This window comes from Pantoea eucrina (genome assembly GCF_001691555.1).
Lineage (GTDB): Bacteria > Pseudomonadota > Gammaproteobacteria > Enterobacterales > Enterobacteriaceae > Pantoea > Pantoea borealis.
The window spans coordinates 26,339-44,303 of record NZ_MAYN01000001.1 but is presented as its reverse complement, the minus strand read 5'-3'; the positions used below and the strand labels follow the sequence as shown (position 1 = coordinate 44,303).

Annotated in this window: 14 protein-coding genes and 1 pseudogene; 10 read left to right on the top strand and 5 right to left on the bottom strand. The window is 55.3% G+C overall.

Annotated features, from left to right (window positions below; translation table 11 throughout):
• Positions 1-336 precede the first annotated feature (336 nt).
• Together proP and BBA90_RS00190 are read left to right on the top strand one after the other, a co-directional pair.
• Positions 337-1,770 (top strand): glycine betaine/L-proline transporter ProP, encoded by a 1,434-nt coding sequence (gene proP / locus BBA90_RS00195; RefSeq protein ID WP_065647326.1) that lies wholly within the window; start codon positions 337-339, stop codon positions 1,768-1,770.
• 128 nt (positions 1,771-1,898) lie between these two features.
• Positions 1,899-3,182, top strand: a pseudogene (locus tag BBA90_RS00190) (MFS transporter).
• Between the two features lie 114 nt (positions 3,183-3,296).
• On the opposite strand, the gene BBA90_RS00185 reads toward BBA90_RS00190, so the two are convergent.
• On the bottom strand, positions 3,297-3,506 hold the full coding sequence (locus tag BBA90_RS00185) for a CsbD family protein (protein WP_065647325.1): 210 nt from the start codon (positions 3,504-3,506) through the stop codon (positions 3,297-3,299).
• Positions 3,507-3,831: 325 nt separating this feature from the next.
• Here BBA90_RS00185 and treZ point away from each other — a divergent pair, with 325 nt between their 5' ends.
• The 6 genes from treZ to BBA90_RS00155 all read left to right on the top strand — a co-directional run bounded on the left by treZ (position 3,832) and on the right by BBA90_RS00155 (position 13,099).
• Positions 3,832-5,616 carry a malto-oligosyltrehalose trehalohydrolase gene (treZ, locus tag BBA90_RS00180; RefSeq protein ID WP_065647324.1) on the top strand — a complete coding sequence of 595 codons (1,785 nt, stop codon included), beginning with the start codon at positions 3,832-3,834 and terminating at the stop codon, positions 5,614-5,616.
• Positions 5,613-8,108, top strand: coding sequence for a malto-oligosyltrehalose synthase (treY, locus tag BBA90_RS00175; protein ID WP_065647323.1), 2,496 nt, complete (start codon positions 5,613-5,615; stop codon positions 8,106-8,108). Before treZ ends, treY begins: the two co-directional genes overlap by 4 nt.
• Before the next feature lie 60 nt (positions 8,109-8,168).
• Entirely contained in the window at positions 8,169-10,244 is a 2,076-nt protein-coding gene (glgX, locus tag BBA90_RS00170; RefSeq protein ID WP_065647322.1) for a glycogen debranching protein GlgX, read from the top strand.
• 175 nt (positions 10,245-10,419) lie between these two features.
• The gene (locus BBA90_RS00165) at positions 10,420-12,015 is read left to right on the top strand and encodes a methyl-accepting chemotaxis protein (protein ID WP_065647321.1); all 1,596 of its coding nucleotides are present in this window, start codon (positions 10,420-10,422) and stop codon (positions 12,013-12,015) included.
• A 343-nt stretch (positions 12,016-12,358) separates the two neighbouring features.
• Entirely contained in the window at positions 12,359-12,715 is a 357-nt protein-coding gene (locus BBA90_RS00160) for a hypothetical protein (RefSeq protein ID WP_065647320.1), read from the top strand.
• 54 nt (positions 12,716-12,769) lie between these two features.
• Positions 12,770-13,099, top strand: coding sequence for a hypothetical protein (locus BBA90_RS00155; protein ID WP_065647319.1), 330 nt, complete (start codon positions 12,770-12,772; stop codon positions 13,097-13,099).
• A gap of 34 nt (positions 13,100-13,133) precedes the next feature.
• Here BBA90_RS00155 and BBA90_RS00150 read toward each other — a convergent pair whose 3' ends face one another.
• Together BBA90_RS00150 and BBA90_RS00145 are read right to left on the bottom strand one after the other, a co-directional pair.
• Positions 13,134-13,340, bottom strand: a complete 207-nt coding sequence (locus BBA90_RS00150; protein ID WP_065647318.1) for a type II toxin-antitoxin system MqsA family antitoxin — start codon at positions 13,338-13,340, stop codon at positions 13,134-13,136.
• 119 nt (positions 13,341-13,459) lie between these two features.
• The gene (locus BBA90_RS00145) at positions 13,460-13,738 is read right to left on the bottom strand and encodes a putative quinol monooxygenase (RefSeq protein WP_240484860.1); all 279 of its coding nucleotides are present in this window, start codon (positions 13,736-13,738) and stop codon (positions 13,460-13,462) included.
• Between the two features lie 267 nt (positions 13,739-14,005).
• Here BBA90_RS00145 and BBA90_RS00140 point away from each other — a divergent pair, with 267 nt between their 5' ends.
• Positions 14,006-14,614 carry an NAD(P)-dependent oxidoreductase gene (locus BBA90_RS00140; RefSeq protein ID WP_065647316.1) on the top strand — a complete coding sequence of 203 codons (609 nt, stop codon included), beginning with the start codon at positions 14,006-14,008 and terminating at the stop codon, positions 14,612-14,614.
• Positions 14,615-14,639: 25 nt separating this feature from the next.
• On the opposite strand, the gene BBA90_RS00135 is transcribed toward BBA90_RS00140, so the two are convergent.
• Positions 14,640-15,521 carry a LysR family transcriptional regulator gene (locus BBA90_RS00135; protein WP_065647315.1) on the bottom strand — a complete coding sequence of 294 codons (882 nt, stop codon included), beginning with the start codon at positions 15,519-15,521 and terminating at the stop codon, positions 14,640-14,642.
• 138 nt (positions 15,522-15,659) lie between these two features.
• Here BBA90_RS00135 and BBA90_RS00130 point away from each other — a divergent pair, with 138 nt between their 5' ends.
• Entirely contained in the window at positions 15,660-16,136 is a 477-nt protein-coding gene (locus BBA90_RS00130) for a glutathione peroxidase (protein WP_065647640.1), read from the top strand.
• A 32-nt stretch (positions 16,137-16,168) separates the two neighbouring features.
• Here the strand turns inward: BBA90_RS00130 and BBA90_RS00125 are convergent, their stop codons facing one another.
• Positions 16,169-17,941 (bottom strand): chloride channel protein, encoded by a 1,773-nt coding sequence (locus BBA90_RS00125; RefSeq protein ID WP_065647314.1) that lies wholly within the window; start codon positions 17,939-17,941, stop codon positions 16,169-16,171.
• Between the last annotated feature and the right edge of the window lie 24 nt (positions 17,942-17,965).

Genomic DNA, 17,965 nt, shown 5'->3' with positions numbered 1-17,965 from the left:
CAACGATGTTTTTTTGTTCACCGGTATATCACAGAGTAATATCTCTGGTTTACGATATTTCTGCCCAGGCAGACTCTGTGACCAGCATAATATCGCGTCTTATCTCTCTGTAATCTCAATTAACGCGATAACCTGTTATGCCGCCGTCGCGCTTTTTGACAGTTCTTTACTTCAGCGCTACGCTTATTGCCAGTGATATACATCACAAAGTTGCGTAAAGAAAAATTATCTCCTAAGGTGTCCGCCTTTCGGCCTCTTATAGCTTTCTTTTCCACCCTGCAATAACCGGCTGCGAAAGCTATAAGATCGCTTTTATTTCATTGTCAAAGGAAGCCTATGAGCACTGAAACAGTAAATAAACCCGATCTCACTGTTGATGATATTACCGTCATCGATAACAAACTGTTAAAACGCGCCGTCGGCGCTGCCGCTCTCGGTAATACCATGGAGTGGTTCGATTTTGGGGTATACAGCTATCTGGCCGTGATTATTGGCCAGGTCTTCTTTCCTGATGCCAGTAACACCGCACAGCTCATCGCGTCATTTGGTACCTTTGCCGCTGCGTTTCTGGTACGTCCGATTGGCGGTATGGTGTTCGGGCCGCTGGGCGATCGCTTCGGCCGGCAGAAAGTTCTCGCCTTTACCATGGTGATGATGTCCATTGGCACGTTCTGCATTGGCCTGATCCCGAGCTATGCCAGTATCGGCATTGCGGCGCCGATTCTGCTGCTGGTGGCCCGTCTGGTTCAGGGGTTCTCAACCGGCGGTGAATATGGCGGTGCGGCGACTTTTATTGCCGAGTACTCAACCGACAAGCGGCGCGGTTTTATGGGCAGCTTTCTGGAGTTCGGTACGCTGGCGGGCTATCTGCTGGGGGCCAGCCTGGTGACCGGAATGATTGCGTATCTGCCGCATGACGAGATGATGTCGTGGGGCTGGCGTATTCCGTTCTTTCTGGCTGCACCGCTCGGCCTGTTTGGTCTCTACATTCGCCTGAAACTGGAAGAGACGCCGGCATTTAAAGATCATATGGATCAGCGCGAAGAGATGGAGCATAACAAGCCGCCGCTGACGCTGTGGCAGATGCTGCGCACCCAGAGCAAACCGTTACTGAAATGTATCGGGCTGGTGCTGCTGTTCAACGTTTCCAACTATATGCTGACGGCGTATATGCCAAGTTACCTCACCGGTATCCTTGGTCTGAGCGAACTCTCCGGCCTGCTGCTGGTCATGGTTGTGATGTTTATCATGATGCCACTGACGCTGATGTGGGGTTACTTTACCGATCGTCTCGGCCGCAAACCTGTTATTGGCTTTGGCGCGCTGGGCCTGATTGTGCTGGCCATCCCTGCCTATATGCTGCTGGGCACCGGTAATATGTACTGGGTATTTGCCGGCCTGGCGATTCTGGGTCTGCTGCACACCTGCTTCAGCGGTACCATGCCTGCTACCCTGCCGGCGCTGTTTGTGACCGATATCCGTTACAGCGCGCTGGCGATCGGTTTCAATCTCTCCGTGTCACTGTTTGGGGGTACCACGCCGCTGATTACCGCCTGGCTGGTGGATACCACGCATAACAAAATGATGCCGGCCTACTATATGATGGGCGCCGGGGTTATCGGCCTGCTGACGGTACTGACGCTGAGCGAAACGGCGCGTAAGCCGCTGAAAGGATCCTCGCCTGCGGTTGCAACCAGAGCGGAAGCGCATCGCCTGATTGATAAGCTGCGCCGGCAGCGCAAACATAAAAAGCAGCAAAAACCTGCCTGATACGCTGGCCACCTTCGGGTGGCCTTTTTTTGTCCGCTCTTCCGTGTGCCTCACAGACATCGCTTTGAGATGTATGCCTTAATGCCGCTCTGTTGCTTCCTCTATTTTATCTTTTATAAGGAAATGCTATGCCTGCAGCTGCACACATGGCGTCCGCACATCGACGTATCTTAATCGCCGGTTCGGTTGGCAATTTTATTGAATGGTATGAGTTTGCCGTTTATGGCTTTATGGCTTCAATTATTGCCAGACACTTTTTTCAGCTGCCGGATGAGAACGCAGACACCAGCGTGATCCTGACCTGGGCCGCCTTTGCCGTAGCGTTCTTTTTTCGCCCGCTCGGGGCGATTATTTTTGGCCGGCTTGGCGATCGTCACGGGCGTAAGCCGGTGCTTATTGGTGTACTGGTCATGATGACGCTGGTAACAACCGCTATCGGGCTGGTGCCGGACTATGCTGCTATCGGCATCGCCGCGCCATTACTGCTGACATTGCTGCGTATTTTGCAGGGCCTGTTTGCTGGCGGAGAGTATGGCGGCGCGGTGTCACTGATGACGGAAGCCGCACCGCCGGGCAAACGGGGGCTGTATGGTGCCTGGCAGTCGCTGACGGTGGCGTGTGGCCTGCTTGCAGGTGCCGCCACCGTCGCGTTACTCCCGCTGCTCATTGGCGAAGATGCGATGTTTGACTGGGGCTGGCGGCTGCCGTTCCTGCTGGCGCTGCCGCTGGGCGCTGTAGCGCTGTGGCTGCGGACCGGACTCGATGAATCACCGCAGTTCAGCGCTGTCCGTCAGCAGGCAGAGCCGGAACGCGCGTCTTTTATTGCCACGCTGCGCGCCATTACGCTTGCCATCAGCCGCCTGATGGTCTGGTCAGCCGCTGGCTACACCTATCTGGTGATCATGCCAACTTATCTGCAAACCACGCTGCATACCGGTTTTAATCAGGCGCTGCTTATTGCCGTGATCTCAAACCTCGGTTTTGCCGCCACGATTCTGCCCGCCGGCTGGCTGAGCGATCGCATTGGCAGGCGCACCATTATGCTCATTGCCACCTTTATGCTGCTGATCTTCGCCCTTCCTCTGCTTAGCGTGCTGCAAAATCCGGCCTCCGGATTGCTGACTAAAGCGCTGAGCGTCTTTGTGGCGGGTGCGCTGGTGGGGATGCTGGCCGGGCCGGGACCTGCCATGCTGGCAGAGATGTTTCCCACGCGGGTGCGTTATACCGGCCTGGGTTTTGCCTAAGCCTTATCCAACGCCTTATTTTCCGGCTGCGCCGGCTTAATTATTTCGGGTCTGATTAAACAGACCGGCAACCCGGATATTCCGGCGTGGTATGTAATGATGACCGCGCTGATTAGTTTTATCGCGCTGCTGAGTTTAAATAAAAACGATCACAGGCGCTCATTATAAGAGGGGCAAATCAGTACCAGCGTGAAAAATATCGAAGGAGATGCGTTGGCAGACAGGAAATCAGGCAGGGCTGAAACAAAATATCCCGGCACGGGCGTGCCGGGAAGCTGAAACTTACCAGTGATATTTGTTGCTGTCTTCCCAGTCTTTCAGCTCTTTTTCTGCCTGGTCTTTACCGTAGCCATAACGTTCCTGAATGCGGCCCAGCAGCTGATCGCGTTTGCCATCGGCAACGTCCATATCGTCGTCAGTCAGCTGACCCCATTTCTCTTTCACTTTTCCTTTGAACTGCTTCCAGTTTCCACTGATGCGATCTTCGTTCATAAGTGCTCTCCTGTTTGACGGTGAAAGCCGTCTGGCTTTATTTGCGCATCGCTTACATGCGTAACCATAACCGTAGCCTATGACGGCAAAAAATAAATGTTCTGCCGCACAAATAGGAAAATTTACTTCTGCAGCGACTTTAAAGCGTGCCCGGCCTTATATTTCTAAATATAGGCTATGATTTTCAGGGTACTCAGCACTTTACCTGAGACCTTTCTTCATTACCGGGGTGATTAGTCTTTTATTTCATAGAGTAAATGATTTCGGGAATGCAAATCGCTTGATGTCGTCCATTGCCCCGCGCGGGGCTTAACGAGGCAATAGAATGGAATCCACAACGTTGGAAAAATCCTGGGGTGCTGAAATCCTTGCTGACGGCACCGTGCGTTTTCGTCTCTGGGCGCCTGGTCAGCAGCAGGTAGTCCTGCGCCTGAACGGCACTGATTATCCTATGCAGGCGGAAAAAGATGGCTGGTACTCTCTGTCGCAGACGGGAGTCAAGCCAGGCGCAGAATATCACTACGTGCTGGCCGATGGCAGCGTGGTACCGGACCCGGCTGCGCGGGCGCAAAAAGCAGAGGTTAACGGCCCGTCACTGGTGATTGATCCGCAAAGCTACTGCTGGCAGCAGACTGAGTGGCGGGGCCGCCCGTGGCACGAAACGGTGGTATATGAGCTGCATATCGGCACCTTCACGCCCGAAGGAACCTTCCGTGGAGCCATTGAAAAACTGCCGCTGCTGGCTGAGCTGGGGATCACCATGATTGAGGTGCTGCCGGTGTCGCAGTTTGGCGGTAATCGCGGCTGGGGGTATGACGGCGTCCTGCTCTATGCGCCACATACTGCTTACGGTAGCCCGGATGACTTCAAAGCGTTTGTTGATGCGGCCCATGCCCTTAATCTCTCTGTGGTGCTGGACATTGTGCTGAATCACTTTGGTCCTGAAGGCAACTATCTGCCGCTGCTGGCTCCGCAGTTTTTCCATGAAGAGCGCCAGACCCCCTGGGGTGCCGGGATCGCCTACGATGTGGATGCGGCTCGCCGCTACATCTCAGAGGCACCGCTCTACTGGCTGAAAGAGTATCACCTTGACGGTCTGCGTTTTGACGCCATCGATCAGATTGAAGACAGTTCAGATAAACATGTGCTGATTGATATTGCAGAGCGCATCCGCCGTGAAATCCCGGATCGTCCGGCACACCTCACTACAGAAGACTCGCGTAACGTGATTTTCCTGCATCCGCGCGATGAACAGGGCAATACTCCGCTCTTCAGCGGGGAATGGAACGACGATTTTCACAACGCTATTCATGTGCTGGCAACCGGTGAAACTCACGCCTACTACCAGGATTTTGCCGATGCGCCGGAGAAAAAGGTGGCGCGTATTCTGACCGAAGGATTTGCCTATCAGGGCGAGGTTTCGGCCCAGAGCGGAGAGACGCGCGGCGTACCAAGCGCCGGTCAGCCCCCTGTGGCGTTTGTTGATTTTATCCAGAACCACGATCAGGTGGGCAACCGTGCACAGGGCGATCGCCTGATCTCTCTGGCCGGAGAGGCGCGCACCAAAGTGCTGTACTCGGCTCTGCTGCTGTCACCGCATATCCCGCTGCTGTTCATGGGCGAAGAGTATGGCGAAACCAATCCATTTCTGTTTTTTACCGACTTTCACGGCGATCTCGCGAAAGCGGTGCGTGAAGGACGCGCACGTGAGTTTACCGGCCATGCCGGACATGACGACGACGTGCCGGATCCCAACGCGGAGGAGACATTCCAGCGTTCAAAGCTGGACTGGACGAAAACCACCAGCAACGAGGGGAAAGCCTGGCTGACGCTGACGCGCACGCTGCTCTCCCTGCGTCAGCAGCATCTGGTGCCGCTTTTGGCGACGGCAGGCGGTCATAGCGGTCAGGTGCTGGCGACCGGTGACGGCTACGTTGCCGTGCAGTGGCGTTTCCCGCAGGGCACGCTCTCTATGGCCTTTAATCTGGGCAACACCGCTCAGGCACTTCCTGATATGCCAGGCGACACCCTGTTTGCCTGGCCGCAGGAGCACCACGAACTCGCACAAAACGCCATCATTGTCCGTCTGGCACCAGGAGCAGCAGCATGACTATCCCGACCTCCACTTATCGCATTCAGTTTCGCAACGGCATGACGTTTGATCGTGCAACGGAACTGGTGCCTTACCTGCAGAAGCTGGGTATCAGCCATCTGTATGCTTCCCCTATTTTTACCGCGACGAAAGAATCAACGCACGGGTACGACGTAACCGACGCCAACGAAATTGATCCGGCTATCGGCGGCAGAGCGGGCTTTGATCGACTGAGTGCTGCGCTGCAGAGCGCCGGCATGGAGCTGATCCTCGACATTGTGCCTAACCATATGGCGGCTTCGCTGGAGAATGCCTGGTGGCGCGATGTGATTGAACATGGACAGGAGAGCCAGTACGCGCGCTATTTTGATATTGACTGGTCGCGCAAGCTGACGCTGCCGTTCCTCGGTGATGATTTTGACCGGGTGCTGGAAAAAGGTGATATCACGATTAAAGCCGATCCGCAGAGCGGTAAACCGGCGCTGGCGTATTTCGACAGCTACTATCCCCTGACGCCTGCGAGCTGGCAGGGGCGTGAAGCAGAACTGCTGGCGCTGACGGATCCCGCCGCCATTGCTCAGCTGCACGAGGAGCAGCCGTGGCAGCTCATGAACTGGCGTGAAGCGCGCAGCGCACTCTCCTACCGCCGCTTTTTCGAGATCACCGGTCTGGCAGGCGTGCGCGTTGAAGACCCGGTGGTCTTTGAAGATTCACACCGGCTTATCCTGTCGCTGGTGCGCAGCGGCGCGGTCAGCGGTCTGCGTGTCGATCACGTGGATGGCCTCGCCGATCCTCTGGGTTATCTGCAGCAGCTCCGCACGGCTGCCGGCGACGAATGCTACATCACCGTAGAAAAGATCCTTGCCGACGGCGAACAGCTGCCGGAAGAGTGGCCCATCTCCGGTACAACCGGTTATGAGTTTATTGCGGCGCTGTCACACGTCCTGATTGATGATACGCACATCGATACCCTTCGTCTGGCCTATGAGTCAGCCACGCGCGAGCGCAATGATGTTGAAGCCGGCCTGCGCGCGGCGCGCGAGCTGATGGTGGACCGTAACTTTGCGGGCGAATTCAGCCGGCTGCTCTCGCTGGCAACCGATGCCGCCGGGCTGGAGCACCGCAATTTTGGTGAAGCGGAGCTGCACGTGGCGCTGCGCGAGCTGCTTATCGCCTTCCCGGTCTACCGCACTTATGGTCAGGCAGCAGGTATGCCGCTGGCGGGCGAAGAGCGTCTGCTGAGCGTGCTTGAGGGCGTAAAGCATAGCGCGTCCCCTGCTACCCTGAGTTTCCTGCAGGCGCTGCTGCTGGGTGCGGTCAGCGAAGAGGGTGAAGCGCTGGCGGCAGAGTTCCGCGCCCGCTTCCAGCAGCTCACCGGACCGCTGATGGCGAAATCGGTTGAAGATACGCTGTTTTTCCGTAATCACGTGGCGCTTGCGATTAATGAAGTGGGCGCAGAACCGCTGCCGCATGCCTTTTCACTGGCGCATTTTCATCAGGAGATGCAGACCCGTCTGCAGCACCAGCCTGATGCTATCTCAAGCACCTCGACGCACGATACCAAGCGTGGCGAAGATGCGCGCGCGCGTCTCTATACCCTGAGCGAAGCGCCTGATGAGTGGGCAGAGAACGTAACGCGCTGGCAGCAGCTCAATCAGGACCACGTACAGCAGCTGGCAGACGGTCCGGCCCCGGAGCCTGCCGTTGAGTGGATGCTCTATCAGGCGCTGGCCGGTGTCTGGCCTGCGACGCTGCAGCCGGACGATCGCGCTGGTCTGGACGCGCTGTGCGAACGTTTTATTCCGTTTGTGGAAAAGGCGCTGCGCGAAGCGAAGCTGCGCACCGACTGGGCAGACAGTAATGAAGCCTATGAAAACGCCGTACTGGATTACGTGCGTCATCTGTTCGCTGCAGAAAACGCTGCATTTCTCACGGATTTTGCCCAGGCGCTGCAGCCGTTTATCCGCGCCGGTCTGGTGAACAGCTTTACCCAGACGGTGATCAAACTCACGGCACCCGGCGTGCCTGATATCTATCAGGGCTGCGAAGCGCTGGATTTCAGCCTGGTCGATCCGGATAACCGCCGCGAACCCGATTTTGAAACGCTGGTCAGCCAGCTTGATGCTGACGCCTTCCCTGACTTTACCAGTCAGCAGGGCTGGCTGAGCGGCAGCCTGAAACAGCAGATGGTTATGCGCCTGCTTCATCTGCGCCGCGACCACGCTGCGCTCTTTCGTTTTGGCGACTATGAAGCGCTGCAGGCCAGCGGCGAACATGCAGAAAAAGTGGTGGCCTATTCCCGTCAGTCTGAAACAGGTGCACTGATTGTAATTGCTCCGCGCCTGATCTTTGCTGATGCCCAGTGGGCAGACGTCTCGGTTGCGCTGAGTGAAACGCTGGCGCACCGCAAGTGGCTAAACGTTCTGAATGGAGAAACCTACGCTATCACCGACAGCATCGCGCTGGAAAACCTGAACTACAGCGCACCGCTGGTCCTGCTCAGCAGCTAACCCTGACTGATGGAACTGAAGTTATGCCTGCATATCTGTTCACTGAATGGAGAGGATTAAATGTCAAACGGTAAGCCTGTTGAGATTACGGCTGGTACAGGGTACCAGCTCGGCGCTAACTTTGATGGGGAAGGCGTTAACTTCGCCCTGTTCTCCGCACACGCTGAGCGGGTTGAACTCTGCCTGTATGATCCGAGCGGTCAGCATGAGATTGCCCGCTTTGATCTGCCGGAATATACGCATGAAGTATGGCACGGCTATGTGCCAGGCCTGCAGCCGGGTGCGCTGTATGGCTATCGCGTGCACGGACCTTATGATCCGGAAAACGGTCATCGCTTTAACCCGAATAAACTGCTGATCGATCCGTATGCGCGGGAACTGCAGGGCGATATCGACTGGAACGAAGCGCATTTTGCTTACGAACTGTTGCATGAAGATAAAGATCTGACGTTTGACAGCCGCGACAGCGGTCCGTTTACGCCTAAATGCCGGGTGGTAAACCCGAATGAGTTTGACTGGCAGGATCAGAACCGGCCTTCCATTCCCTGGTCTCAGACGCTGATCTATGAAACCCACGTTAAGGGCTTCACACAGCTCAACCCGCTAATCCCGGAAAACATGCGCGGCACCTACGATGGCATGGGTAATAAAGCCACGGTGGATTACATCAAAAGCCTGGGTATCACGTCAGTAGAACTGCTGCCGGTACACTGGTTCCCGGACGATCAGCATCTGCTGGACAGAGGCCTGAAAAATTTCTGGGGCTACAATTCGCTGGCGTTTTTTGCACCCGCTACACGTTATTTTGGTCCGCGCGGCATTCAGGGCTTTCGCGATATGGTGCGCAGCTTCCATGATGCCGGCATCGAAGTGATCCTTGATGTGGTCTACAACCATACCGCTGAAGGTAACGAGCTTGGCCCGACGCTCTCCTTTAAGGGTATCGATAACTTCTCTTACTATCGCACCCTGCCGGACCAGCATCGTTACTATATTAATGACACCGGTACCGGAAACACGGTAAATACCTCGCATCCGCGGGTACTGCAGCTGGTGACTGACTCGCTGCGTTACTGGGCAGAGTCGATGCATATTGACGGTTTCCGTTTCGATCTCGGCACCATTCTGGGCCGCGAGCCGGAGGGCTTCGATCAGCGCGGTGGTTTCTTTGATGCGGTGACGCAGGACCCGGTGCTGTCTAAACTCAAGCTGATCGGTGAGCCGTGGGATATCGGTCCCGGTGGCTATCAGGTTGGCGGCTTCCCGCCGGGCTGGGCAGAGTGGAACGACAAATATCGCGATACGGTGCGTGAATACTGGAAAGGCGACAACGTCTCTACCGATTTCGCCGCACGCCTGCTCGGCTCCGGCGATCTTTACGATCAGCGCGGTCGTCGCCCGTGGGCCAGCGTCAACTTCATCACCGCCCATGACGGGTTTACGCTGAATGACCTGGTTTCCTACAACGAGAAACACAACGACGACAACGGCGAGGATAATAACGACGGTCATAACGATAACCGCTCTTATAACTACGGTGCTGAAGGCGTAACCGAAGATGAGGGAATTATCGCGGTGCGCGAGCGTCAGAAACGCAACTTCCTCGCCACGCTGCTGTTCTCTCACGGTACGCCGATGCTGCTGGCGGGCGATGAGTTTGGCCGCAGTCAGATGGGCAATAATAATGGCTACTGCCAGGATAGCGATATCTCCTGGCTGCACTGGGAAAACCTGCCGCCGTCGGCTGATGCGCTGCGTGAATTTACCAGACGCGTTATTGCCCTGCGTGCTAAGCAGCCGCTGCTGCGCCGTGAAAGCTGGCGCGACGGTATGGACATCAAATGGTTTAACGCTGGCGGTGGTTTTCAGCAGTCGGAGCAGTGGGAGGAAGGCTCCACGCTGGGCGTCTACATTGGCCGTCCTGATTTGCAGCCGGAAGACGGTATCTGGCATGACGTGCTGATGCTGTTTAACCCGTTTGAAGGTAACGTACCGTTCCGCATTCCGCAGTTTGGTGAAGGCGGCTGGGTACTGGAGCTGACCACTTCTGAGACCGCCAACGAAGGGCTGGTCATCACTCAGGAGCAGGATTTCGAACTGGAAGGCCGTAGTCTGGCACTGTTCCGTCGTCCGTAATGCACTTTCCGCGGAGCTGATCGTCAGCTCCGCGCTTTTACCTGCCCGTTGTGGTCCCTGATCACACCGTCACGAAAAAATCCTTAACTATTTTATCCTGCTGCCGATGAACCTCCATCGACCCTGCTTTTTGTGTGCCTTTGCGCCGGGGTGTAACGCTATTAAGGATAATAATATGACCATCTCGCAACGCCTGCTGCTCACGTTTTCTATGCTATTCGGCGCGATTATTCTACAGGCTCTTCTGGCTATCTCCCTGCTCTCCGGCTTTCAGGATCGCTTTGAATTCGTGCAGGACAATGCCATCCCTTCGATAAAAAATCTCAGTGAGCTGGTGGATCAGAGCAACCAGCTGGCACTGCTGCTGTATAAACATCAGTCTCAGCCTGATGAGCGCGCACAGCCGGCAGTGGAAAGCAGCATTCATAAACAGCTCGGGCTGCTGAAAACGCAAACCGATGATTATCTGGCGCATGACATATCGGGCGAAGAGGATAAGCGCCTCACCGAAGTCGCTTATGCCAGCCTGCAGCGTGTAAACGAGAGTCTGCCCGCCTTTCTCAGCGCGTCACGTCAGCATCAGAATACGGTCAGCCTGGCGTTGATTGAGGGCGAACAGGGGATTGGTGCCGCTATCCGGCAGCTTATCAGCGGCTATCAGCAGCAGCTGGAACTGAACATCAGTATCAGCAACGCGCTGCGCGCCGCCAACCGCACAACGTTCCATAATGTCCTGTGGGCCACCCTCGCCGGCGTGATTGCAACGGTCATTGTCTTTGGTATTTTCGCTACCCTGACAGTCCTGCGCATTCGTCGCAGCCTGAGCAACGCGGGCCGGATTATGCTGCGCGCCAGTGACACGCTCGACCTGACGCTGAGCGCTGACGCCACGCGCCGCGATGAAGTGGGGAATATGGCCCAGGCGTTCAACACCCTGATAGGTAACGTGGCAACCTCGCTGGCAGCCGTGCAGTACGCCTCACGTTCAGTCAGCGGAGCCGCGGCAGAAATCAGTGCCGGTAATCAGGATCTCTCGGCGCGTTCAGAAGAGCAGGCAGCCTCGCTGGAGCAGACCGCAGCCAGCATGACCGAGCTGGGGGAAACCGTACGTCAGACGGCTGACAATACCCGTCAGGCCAGCAGCCTGGCAGAACATGCCAGTACGCTGTCAGAGCAAAGCAGCCAGTCACTCAGCACCATGCTGACCACCATGGATGATATCCGCAGCAGCTCGCGTAAAGTCACCGATATCGTCTCGCTGATTGAAGGAATTGCTTTTCAGACAAATATTCTGGCGCTGAACGCAGCTGTCGAAGCCGCACGCGCCGGCGAACATGGCAAAGGCTTTGCTGTTGTGGCAGGCGAAGTACGTAACCTGTCGCAGCGCTCAACCTCTGCGGCACGGGAAATTAAAGTGCTGATTGATGACGCGCATCGTCTGACTGAGGCCGGCGCCACACAGGCCAGCCACGTCAGCCTGAATATGCAGGTAATGAACGAGACCATTCATCAGGTCAGTACCCTGATGAGCGAGATTGCCGCCGCCGCCGTTGAGCAGAGTCAGGGCATCATGCAGGTTCAGCAGGCTGTCAATCAGATGGATGACGTGACACAGCAGAACGCGGCGCTGGTAGAGCAGGCTTCTGCCGCCTCGCAGTCGCTGCAGGATCAGGCGGAGATGCTCAGCCAGCTGGCGGCGAAGTTTGTTCTTGCCGCCGCGCCCGAAATCACGCCGGTTTCGCCCGTCACCCCGGCATTTGCATTCTCGTAATGGATCGTTTCGGACAAAGAATAATCTTAAAGTTAGCTTAAGACTTAAGCAGTAATCTGTTCAGCGCGCACTGTACACAGGATGCATGCGCGTATGAAGATGGTAAATACTGGAATAGTTAACCCGCCTCGTGCGGGTTCTTTTTAAGTCAAATCCGCGCTTATCCAGGGTAAAGTCACCAGGCTTTATTGTCCATTAGTACCAGTCAAAACCAGAGGTAGCGATAACAGCTGTAATCATCACGCCCCCGCTCTTGTTTTACCTTCAAAAACAGTACCTTTACGCATCGAAGAGATAGCCTATGCTGGCTGCATAATAAAATTCCACGTCAGAGGGAGCTGTTATGTTTATTGTGCCCGTACCCTGTACTACAGAAGCCTTGCCGGTTCATCATGAAGTCATTGATACCGTTAACCTGAACGGCATACGCTGCCACGTTATTTATAACAGTATGGCCCCTGGTGCCAGCGTGATTAAGATGGACAGCGTGCAGGCAGAACACGAGACGCGCTACCGTACCCTGGCAGCGCTGGAGCTTGAGCGCGTGGGCGGAATTAACACCGTGCTTCGCATCAAGTCGTTTTGGGCTGAGCCGGACGACGCGCTATCAGGCGTCGGCTTTGTTGAGCCGTGTTGTCTGGCAACGGCACTTTATAAGGCACTTGCGACAAAGAAACGGATCACGCTGGTAGGCTTATAGGCAGATAGCTTATGCTGAATTAGCCCGTCAGGCGCGGGTAATAAGGAGCGACTTATGACCCTGATCCCCTTCTCCTACAGTCCCGATACGATAGCGCGCTGTTTTAAACGGGTTGCCTCGTTTAACGCAGCCGGCACGCCCTGCCATGTTATTTATGATGTAAGAACACGACGCATTGCGCTAATGGAAGCCAGAACGTCAAATGTTGAAGGGTTTATGCGGCATAAGGTTATCGCAACGGTGCAGGTAGAGCGCATAAGAGACCAGAATGATCGGTATCACGTAACATCGTTCTGGACTCATCCGGCACAGCCTGAAAGCCTGAAAGCGGCCTTTCGCGCTGCGCTTGGTGATATTGAGGAATTTAAGCTGGTGTGGATATAGCGCAAAAGCGCCCGCAGAATGCGGGCTCTCCAAATCAGTCGGTATGAGCGGATGCAGCTTCCAGCGCATTGACTTTTTCCAGATAAGAATCAGCCTCGGCCTTATCCATAATCACCTGTGCACAGGCTATACAATGGCTGCCTTTTACATCAGGTACGATATCATCCGGATTACCCGTATTAAGCGGTACGTCTCGCGTGTCGTAAACAAAAGCTTCAGATCCACATGCCGGACATTTCATGTCATGACTCCCTTTTTAAACCGGTGAGATAAGCATAGCCGACAGAGATGAACCCGGCTGGCAACCGCTGACCAGATTATGCGGCATTAGCATCAACACTGTGTGACAAAGCCATAAAATTACGTAATTTCAGAAATTTCATACTCCCGTGTAATTGCCTGCGTCTCCCTGCCCCAGCGTGACGCACGGGTTCTGATCTGATGAGCATCAAATGCAGCCTGACTTGTAAACCGCTCTTCAACATTCCAGATGTGCGGGTCGGCCGTTTCTGTGACCTCAAAAGCGACGCACCCGGTTTCCTGTCGCGTCAGTTCCTGATGTTCAGGCAGGTACTGGCGAACCTGCGCTATCTCTTCCGCATTTTTGCATACCAGACGTCCGGTGAGCTTAATCATCATTACCCCGCCTCTTTTCATTACGTTTTGACTGTGTCGGTCAGAAGACCTTACAGGCATCCAGCGTGCAAAGCCGCTGTTTTGCCGCTTTTTTTAATAAAAAAGAACAGCAACCTGCAGACCAGCAGATACCCTGGTCTGCATATGATTCGTTCAGTTTATGCAACAGTTTGTCGCCCGGGAGGCTGTTTATCCCTGTGCTGCGCACGGATAGAGTGTGTGGTGTCAGCACACGGCCTCAGAGGCCCGATACAACTCAGGAGCAGCAAAATGAACATTGCATTGATTGGCGCATCCGGACAGGCGGGTTCACGCATCCTTAATGAACTGATCGCACGCGGCCACACCGTAACGGCTATCGCGCGCAACGCAGACAAGATCGCCCCGGCAAAAGGCGTTATCCCGGCCACTGGTGATATCGATGATCCGGATACCCTGGCTGGTGTCCTTGCCGGACACGATGTCGCGATCAGCTCGGTGCACTTCTCCGCCAGCGATCCCGATAAACTGATTAACGCGGTAAAAGCGTCAGGTGTAAAACGTTATTACGTGGTTGGCGGCGCAGGCAGCCTGGAAGTTGCACCGGGCGTGAAACTGATCGATACCCCGACCTTTCCGGAGATCTACAAAACGGAAGCAGAGGCAGGCGTACGCTTTCTGGAGAAGCTCCGCACACAGCATGATCTTACCTGGACTTTTCTTTCACCTTCAGCGCTATTCACGGCTGGCGAACGCACCGGCAGATTTCGTCTGGGTAAAGATACGCTGCTGACCAATGAGCAGGGCAGCAGCATTTCGTTTGAAGATTATGCTGTTGCGATGGCTGATGAGATTGAAACACCGGCGCACGTTAATCAGCGTTTTACCGTGGGTTATTAATAGCCGCTCAAAAAACAAACGCACCTCAGGGCAGCCTGAGGTGCTTTACCAGATAGTCAATCAGTACGCGCTGCGCCTGCGGCATCTTTTTCTGCGTCAGATAAACGGCACTGACTGTCAGCCGATCGGGTTCATATTCCGGCAGCAGTCTGAGTAGCCTGCCCGCTGCAATCTCTTCCTGCACCGCAAACAGCGGGAGCACAGCCACTCCGCCTCCCATTTTTACCGCTTTCAGCAATATCGCTGCTTCATTGGTGCTGATACTGCCTGTTACGGGCAAATCGATCACCTCATTTTCATGATGAAACCGCCATGCATGACCAAAATAGGTGTAGGTCAGACAGTTATGATCCTGCAACTCGCGCAGGCTGCCGGGCGTGCCATGCTTATCCAGATAGGTTTTACTGGCGCACAGTACCGAAGAGCAATATCCAAGGTGTCGGGCGTAAAGCGTTGGGGCAAGCGTGCCGGCGATACGGATAGCGAGATCGATACCCTCCTCTGCCAGATCGAGTGTCCTGCCCACAATCTGTAAATCAACCTGTATTTCCGGGTAAATCTGCAGAAAATCGATCAGCATGCCCGTCAGGCAACACTCGGCTAACAGGGCGTCAGCGGTAACTTTCAGTTTGCCTCCCGGAACGGCACTGATACCCGGGCCCATCGCTGTCAGTGCGTCTGCCAGCGTCCTGATTTCCTGACACAGCAGCAGCGCCTGCTCGCCGGCGACGGTCAGGCTGAGTTTACGCGTTGTCCGGTGCATCAGGCGCGAACCTGTCCACTCCTCCATGAGCGTAATGTAGCGTGATGCCATGGCCCGTGACAGGCTCAGATGCTTTGCTGCTGCCGTAATGCTCCCGCGCTTTGCCGTCTCAGCAAATACAATAAGCGCTGTGATTCTGTCCATTCACTCACCTCATGCAACACTGCGCCTGAAGTATGCCTGTTTTCAGAGTGTAACGTCTGATTATCATCAACCAGCTATGATCCACGCAGGATGTTGATGATATCATCGCAGAATGTGTTCAGATCTGAGGGAACCAGCATGACCGTTTTTTATCAATTTTCGGCCACCCGCCTGCAGGGGCAGCCGGTTTCAATGGCTGACTACGCGGGCAAGCTGGTTCTGGTAGTGAATACCGCCAGCCACTGCGGATTTACGCGCCAGTATGCCGGTCTTGAAGCACTCTGGCGACAATATGCGGCGCAGGGGCTGATGATACTGGGGTTTCCCTGTAACCAGTTTGGTAAGCAGGAGCCCGGCAGTGCCGATGACATCGCGCAGACCTGCCATATCAATTACGGGGTAAGCTTCCCGATGTTTGAAAAAATTGATGTTAACGGAGCCGCAGCCCATCCGCTGTTTCAGTATCTGAAAACGGAATTGCCCGGCATGCCGGGCGGACGAATCAAATGGAATTTTACCAAATTTCTTATCGGCCGTGACGGCCAGCCACTCAGACGTTTTGCCCCCATCACCCCACCGGCGAAGATGGAGGCGGCCATCCTTGCGGCTTTGTAAAACAACGCGGCTGCTTATTCAGCCCGTCACACTCATTGGTCTGATTTGCGTAACCGCAGGTATTTCATTTTGTGATTTTCTGTCTTCTTTGCCAGATAACGTACACGGAAAATATCATGGCGGGTGATCACGCCTGTTACCTGTCCGGTCTCCGCGACTGTGACCACGACCATTCCCGTTTCCTCATTGAAAAAATGGTCGGCAATCTGACTGCATAAGGTGTCAGAATGAGCGCTGATTTGCGGCTTTTCGCCCATTAGCATCTGCAGCGTGGTGTCGCTGTCTTGCTGCTGCCAGTGCAGCATCTCTTTGCGCGATACCACGGCGATAAACCTGCCCTGCGCATCAACCACCGGATAATGATGATGGGCATGCAGATCGCTCATCATCGCGATGGCCTGACTCAGCGGCATTGAAGCAGGTAAAGTGACGGGCGTGTCGGTCATAATTTGTCGCGCTCTGGTTGTTTCCAGCAGGTCGGTACCATACTCCTGCACAATATGGTGTCCCCGGCGCGCCAGACGTTCGGTGAAGATAGAGCGTGGCATCATCAAAACGCTCACCGCATAAGAAGCCACGGCGGCCGCTAATGCTACCGGCAGCAGATCAAAATGCCCTGTGACTTCAGCCGCAAACAGCGTGCCCGTCAGCGGTGCACGCATTGCGCCGCTCAGGATCCCGGCCATGCCTGCCATTGCCAGCATTCCGCCGTAGCCAGGCAGCAGATGAGCCACCAGGGCACCCGTCGCACCACCCATGATCAGCAGCGGCGCTACCACGCCGCCAGAGGTGCCCGAAGCCAGAGATATCAGCCAGACAATACTCTTTACCAGCAGCAGTGAAACCATAATGTTGAGCGCCAGGGAACCATCCAGCAGATTTTGAATACTGCCGTATCCTGCACCTAATACCCGTGGCTGAATTATGCCGCCGGCACCAACAGCCACTGCGCCCAGCGCGGGCCACCACATCCAGTGAACGGGCAGCCGATGAAACCACTCTTCAAGACGGTACAGGCTCTTCGACAGCGCCACCGCGATTGTTCCCGTGAGTATGCCAGTGCCCGCCGCCACGATAAGTTGCAGGGGTTGCAGTGGCGATGACCACGCAAAAGGAAAAATGGCGCCGGTGCCAGTCAGCGCATCGCGCCAGCACCAGGAGACCAGTACTGCAGTAACCACCGGTATAAAACTGCGCGGCTTCCACTCAAACAGCAACACCTCCAGCGCCAGCAATACTGCCGCAGCGGGCGCGTTAAAGATGGCGGTCATGCCCGCCGCTGCCCCTGCTACCAGCAACGTTTTACGCTCAGCTGCACTGAGGTGAAATAACTGAGCGAATAAAGAACCGATTGCGCCGCCGGTCATAATGATAGGCCCTTCCGCACCAAACGGACCGCCGCTGCCAATCGATATGGCCGAAGAGAGCGGCTTGAGCACGGCTACCCTGGGCGACATCCGGCTTTCACTGTACAGAATGGCTTCAATGGCTTCCGGAATGCCGTGACCACGGATTTTTTCTGAGCCAAAACGCGCCATAATCCCGATAATCAGGCTGCCCAGTACTGGCGCCGCAAGAATATGAAGCGTTCCGGCGCTGCCCGGCATGACGTTCTCGCTGAACGAAAACTGGTGATACCAGAACAGATTGCTCATCAGGGCGATCAGGTGCAGCAGCACAATGGCACCAAACGCGCCGCCGGTTCCTATCAGAATGGCCATTAGCGCGAGTATAATCACGCGCCTGGTGACGCTGTAGTCAGAAAGCGTGCGCCGATGTGGGGAACCAGACAACGTATCCCGCATCTTATTACTCCTCATTACATTTTC

Excerpts from the sequence above, each read along its gene's own strand:
- proP (WP_065647326.1), top strand. The coding sequence starts at position 337 with ATGAGCACTGAAACAGTAAATAAACCCGATCTCACTGTTGATGATATT.
- BBA90_RS00185 (WP_065647325.1), bottom strand. The coding sequence starts at position 3,506 with ATGAACGAAGATCGCATCAGTGGAAACTGGAAGCAGTTCAAAGGAAAA.
- treZ (WP_065647324.1), top strand. The coding sequence starts at position 3,832 with ATGGAATCCACAACGTTGGAAAAATCCTGGGGTGCTGAAATCCTTGCT.
- treY (WP_065647323.1), top strand. The coding sequence starts at position 5,613 with ATGACTATCCCGACCTCCACTTATCGCATTCAGTTTCGCAACGGCATG.
- glgX (WP_065647322.1), top strand. The coding sequence starts at position 8,169 with ATGTCAAACGGTAAGCCTGTTGAGATTACGGCTGGTACAGGGTACCAG.
- BBA90_RS00165 (WP_065647321.1), top strand. The coding sequence starts at position 10,420 with ATGACCATCTCGCAACGCCTGCTGCTCACGTTTTCTATGCTATTCGGC.
- BBA90_RS00160 (WP_065647320.1), top strand. The coding sequence starts at position 12,359 with ATGTTTATTGTGCCCGTACCCTGTACTACAGAAGCCTTGCCGGTTCAT.
- BBA90_RS00155 (WP_065647319.1), top strand. The coding sequence starts at position 12,770 with ATGACCCTGATCCCCTTCTCCTACAGTCCCGATACGATAGCGCGCTGT.
- BBA90_RS00150 (WP_065647318.1), bottom strand. The coding sequence starts at position 13,340 with ATGAAATGTCCGGCATGTGGATCTGAAGCTTTTGTTTACGACACGCGA.
- BBA90_RS00145 (WP_240484860.1), bottom strand. The coding sequence starts at position 13,738 with ATGATGATTAAGCTCACCGGACGTCTGGTATGCAAAAATGCGGAAGAG.
- BBA90_RS00140 (WP_065647316.1), top strand. The coding sequence starts at position 14,006 with ATGAACATTGCATTGATTGGCGCATCCGGACAGGCGGGTTCACGCATC.
- BBA90_RS00135 (WP_065647315.1), bottom strand. The coding sequence starts at position 15,521 with ATGGACAGAATCACAGCGCTTATTGTATTTGCTGAGACGGCAAAGCGC.
- BBA90_RS00130 (WP_065647640.1), top strand. The coding sequence starts at position 15,660 with ATGACCGTTTTTTATCAATTTTCGGCCACCCGCCTGCAGGGGCAGCCG.
- BBA90_RS00125 (WP_065647314.1), bottom strand. The coding sequence starts at position 17,941 with ATGCGGGATACGTTGTCTGGTTCCCCACATCGGCGCACGCTTTCTGAC.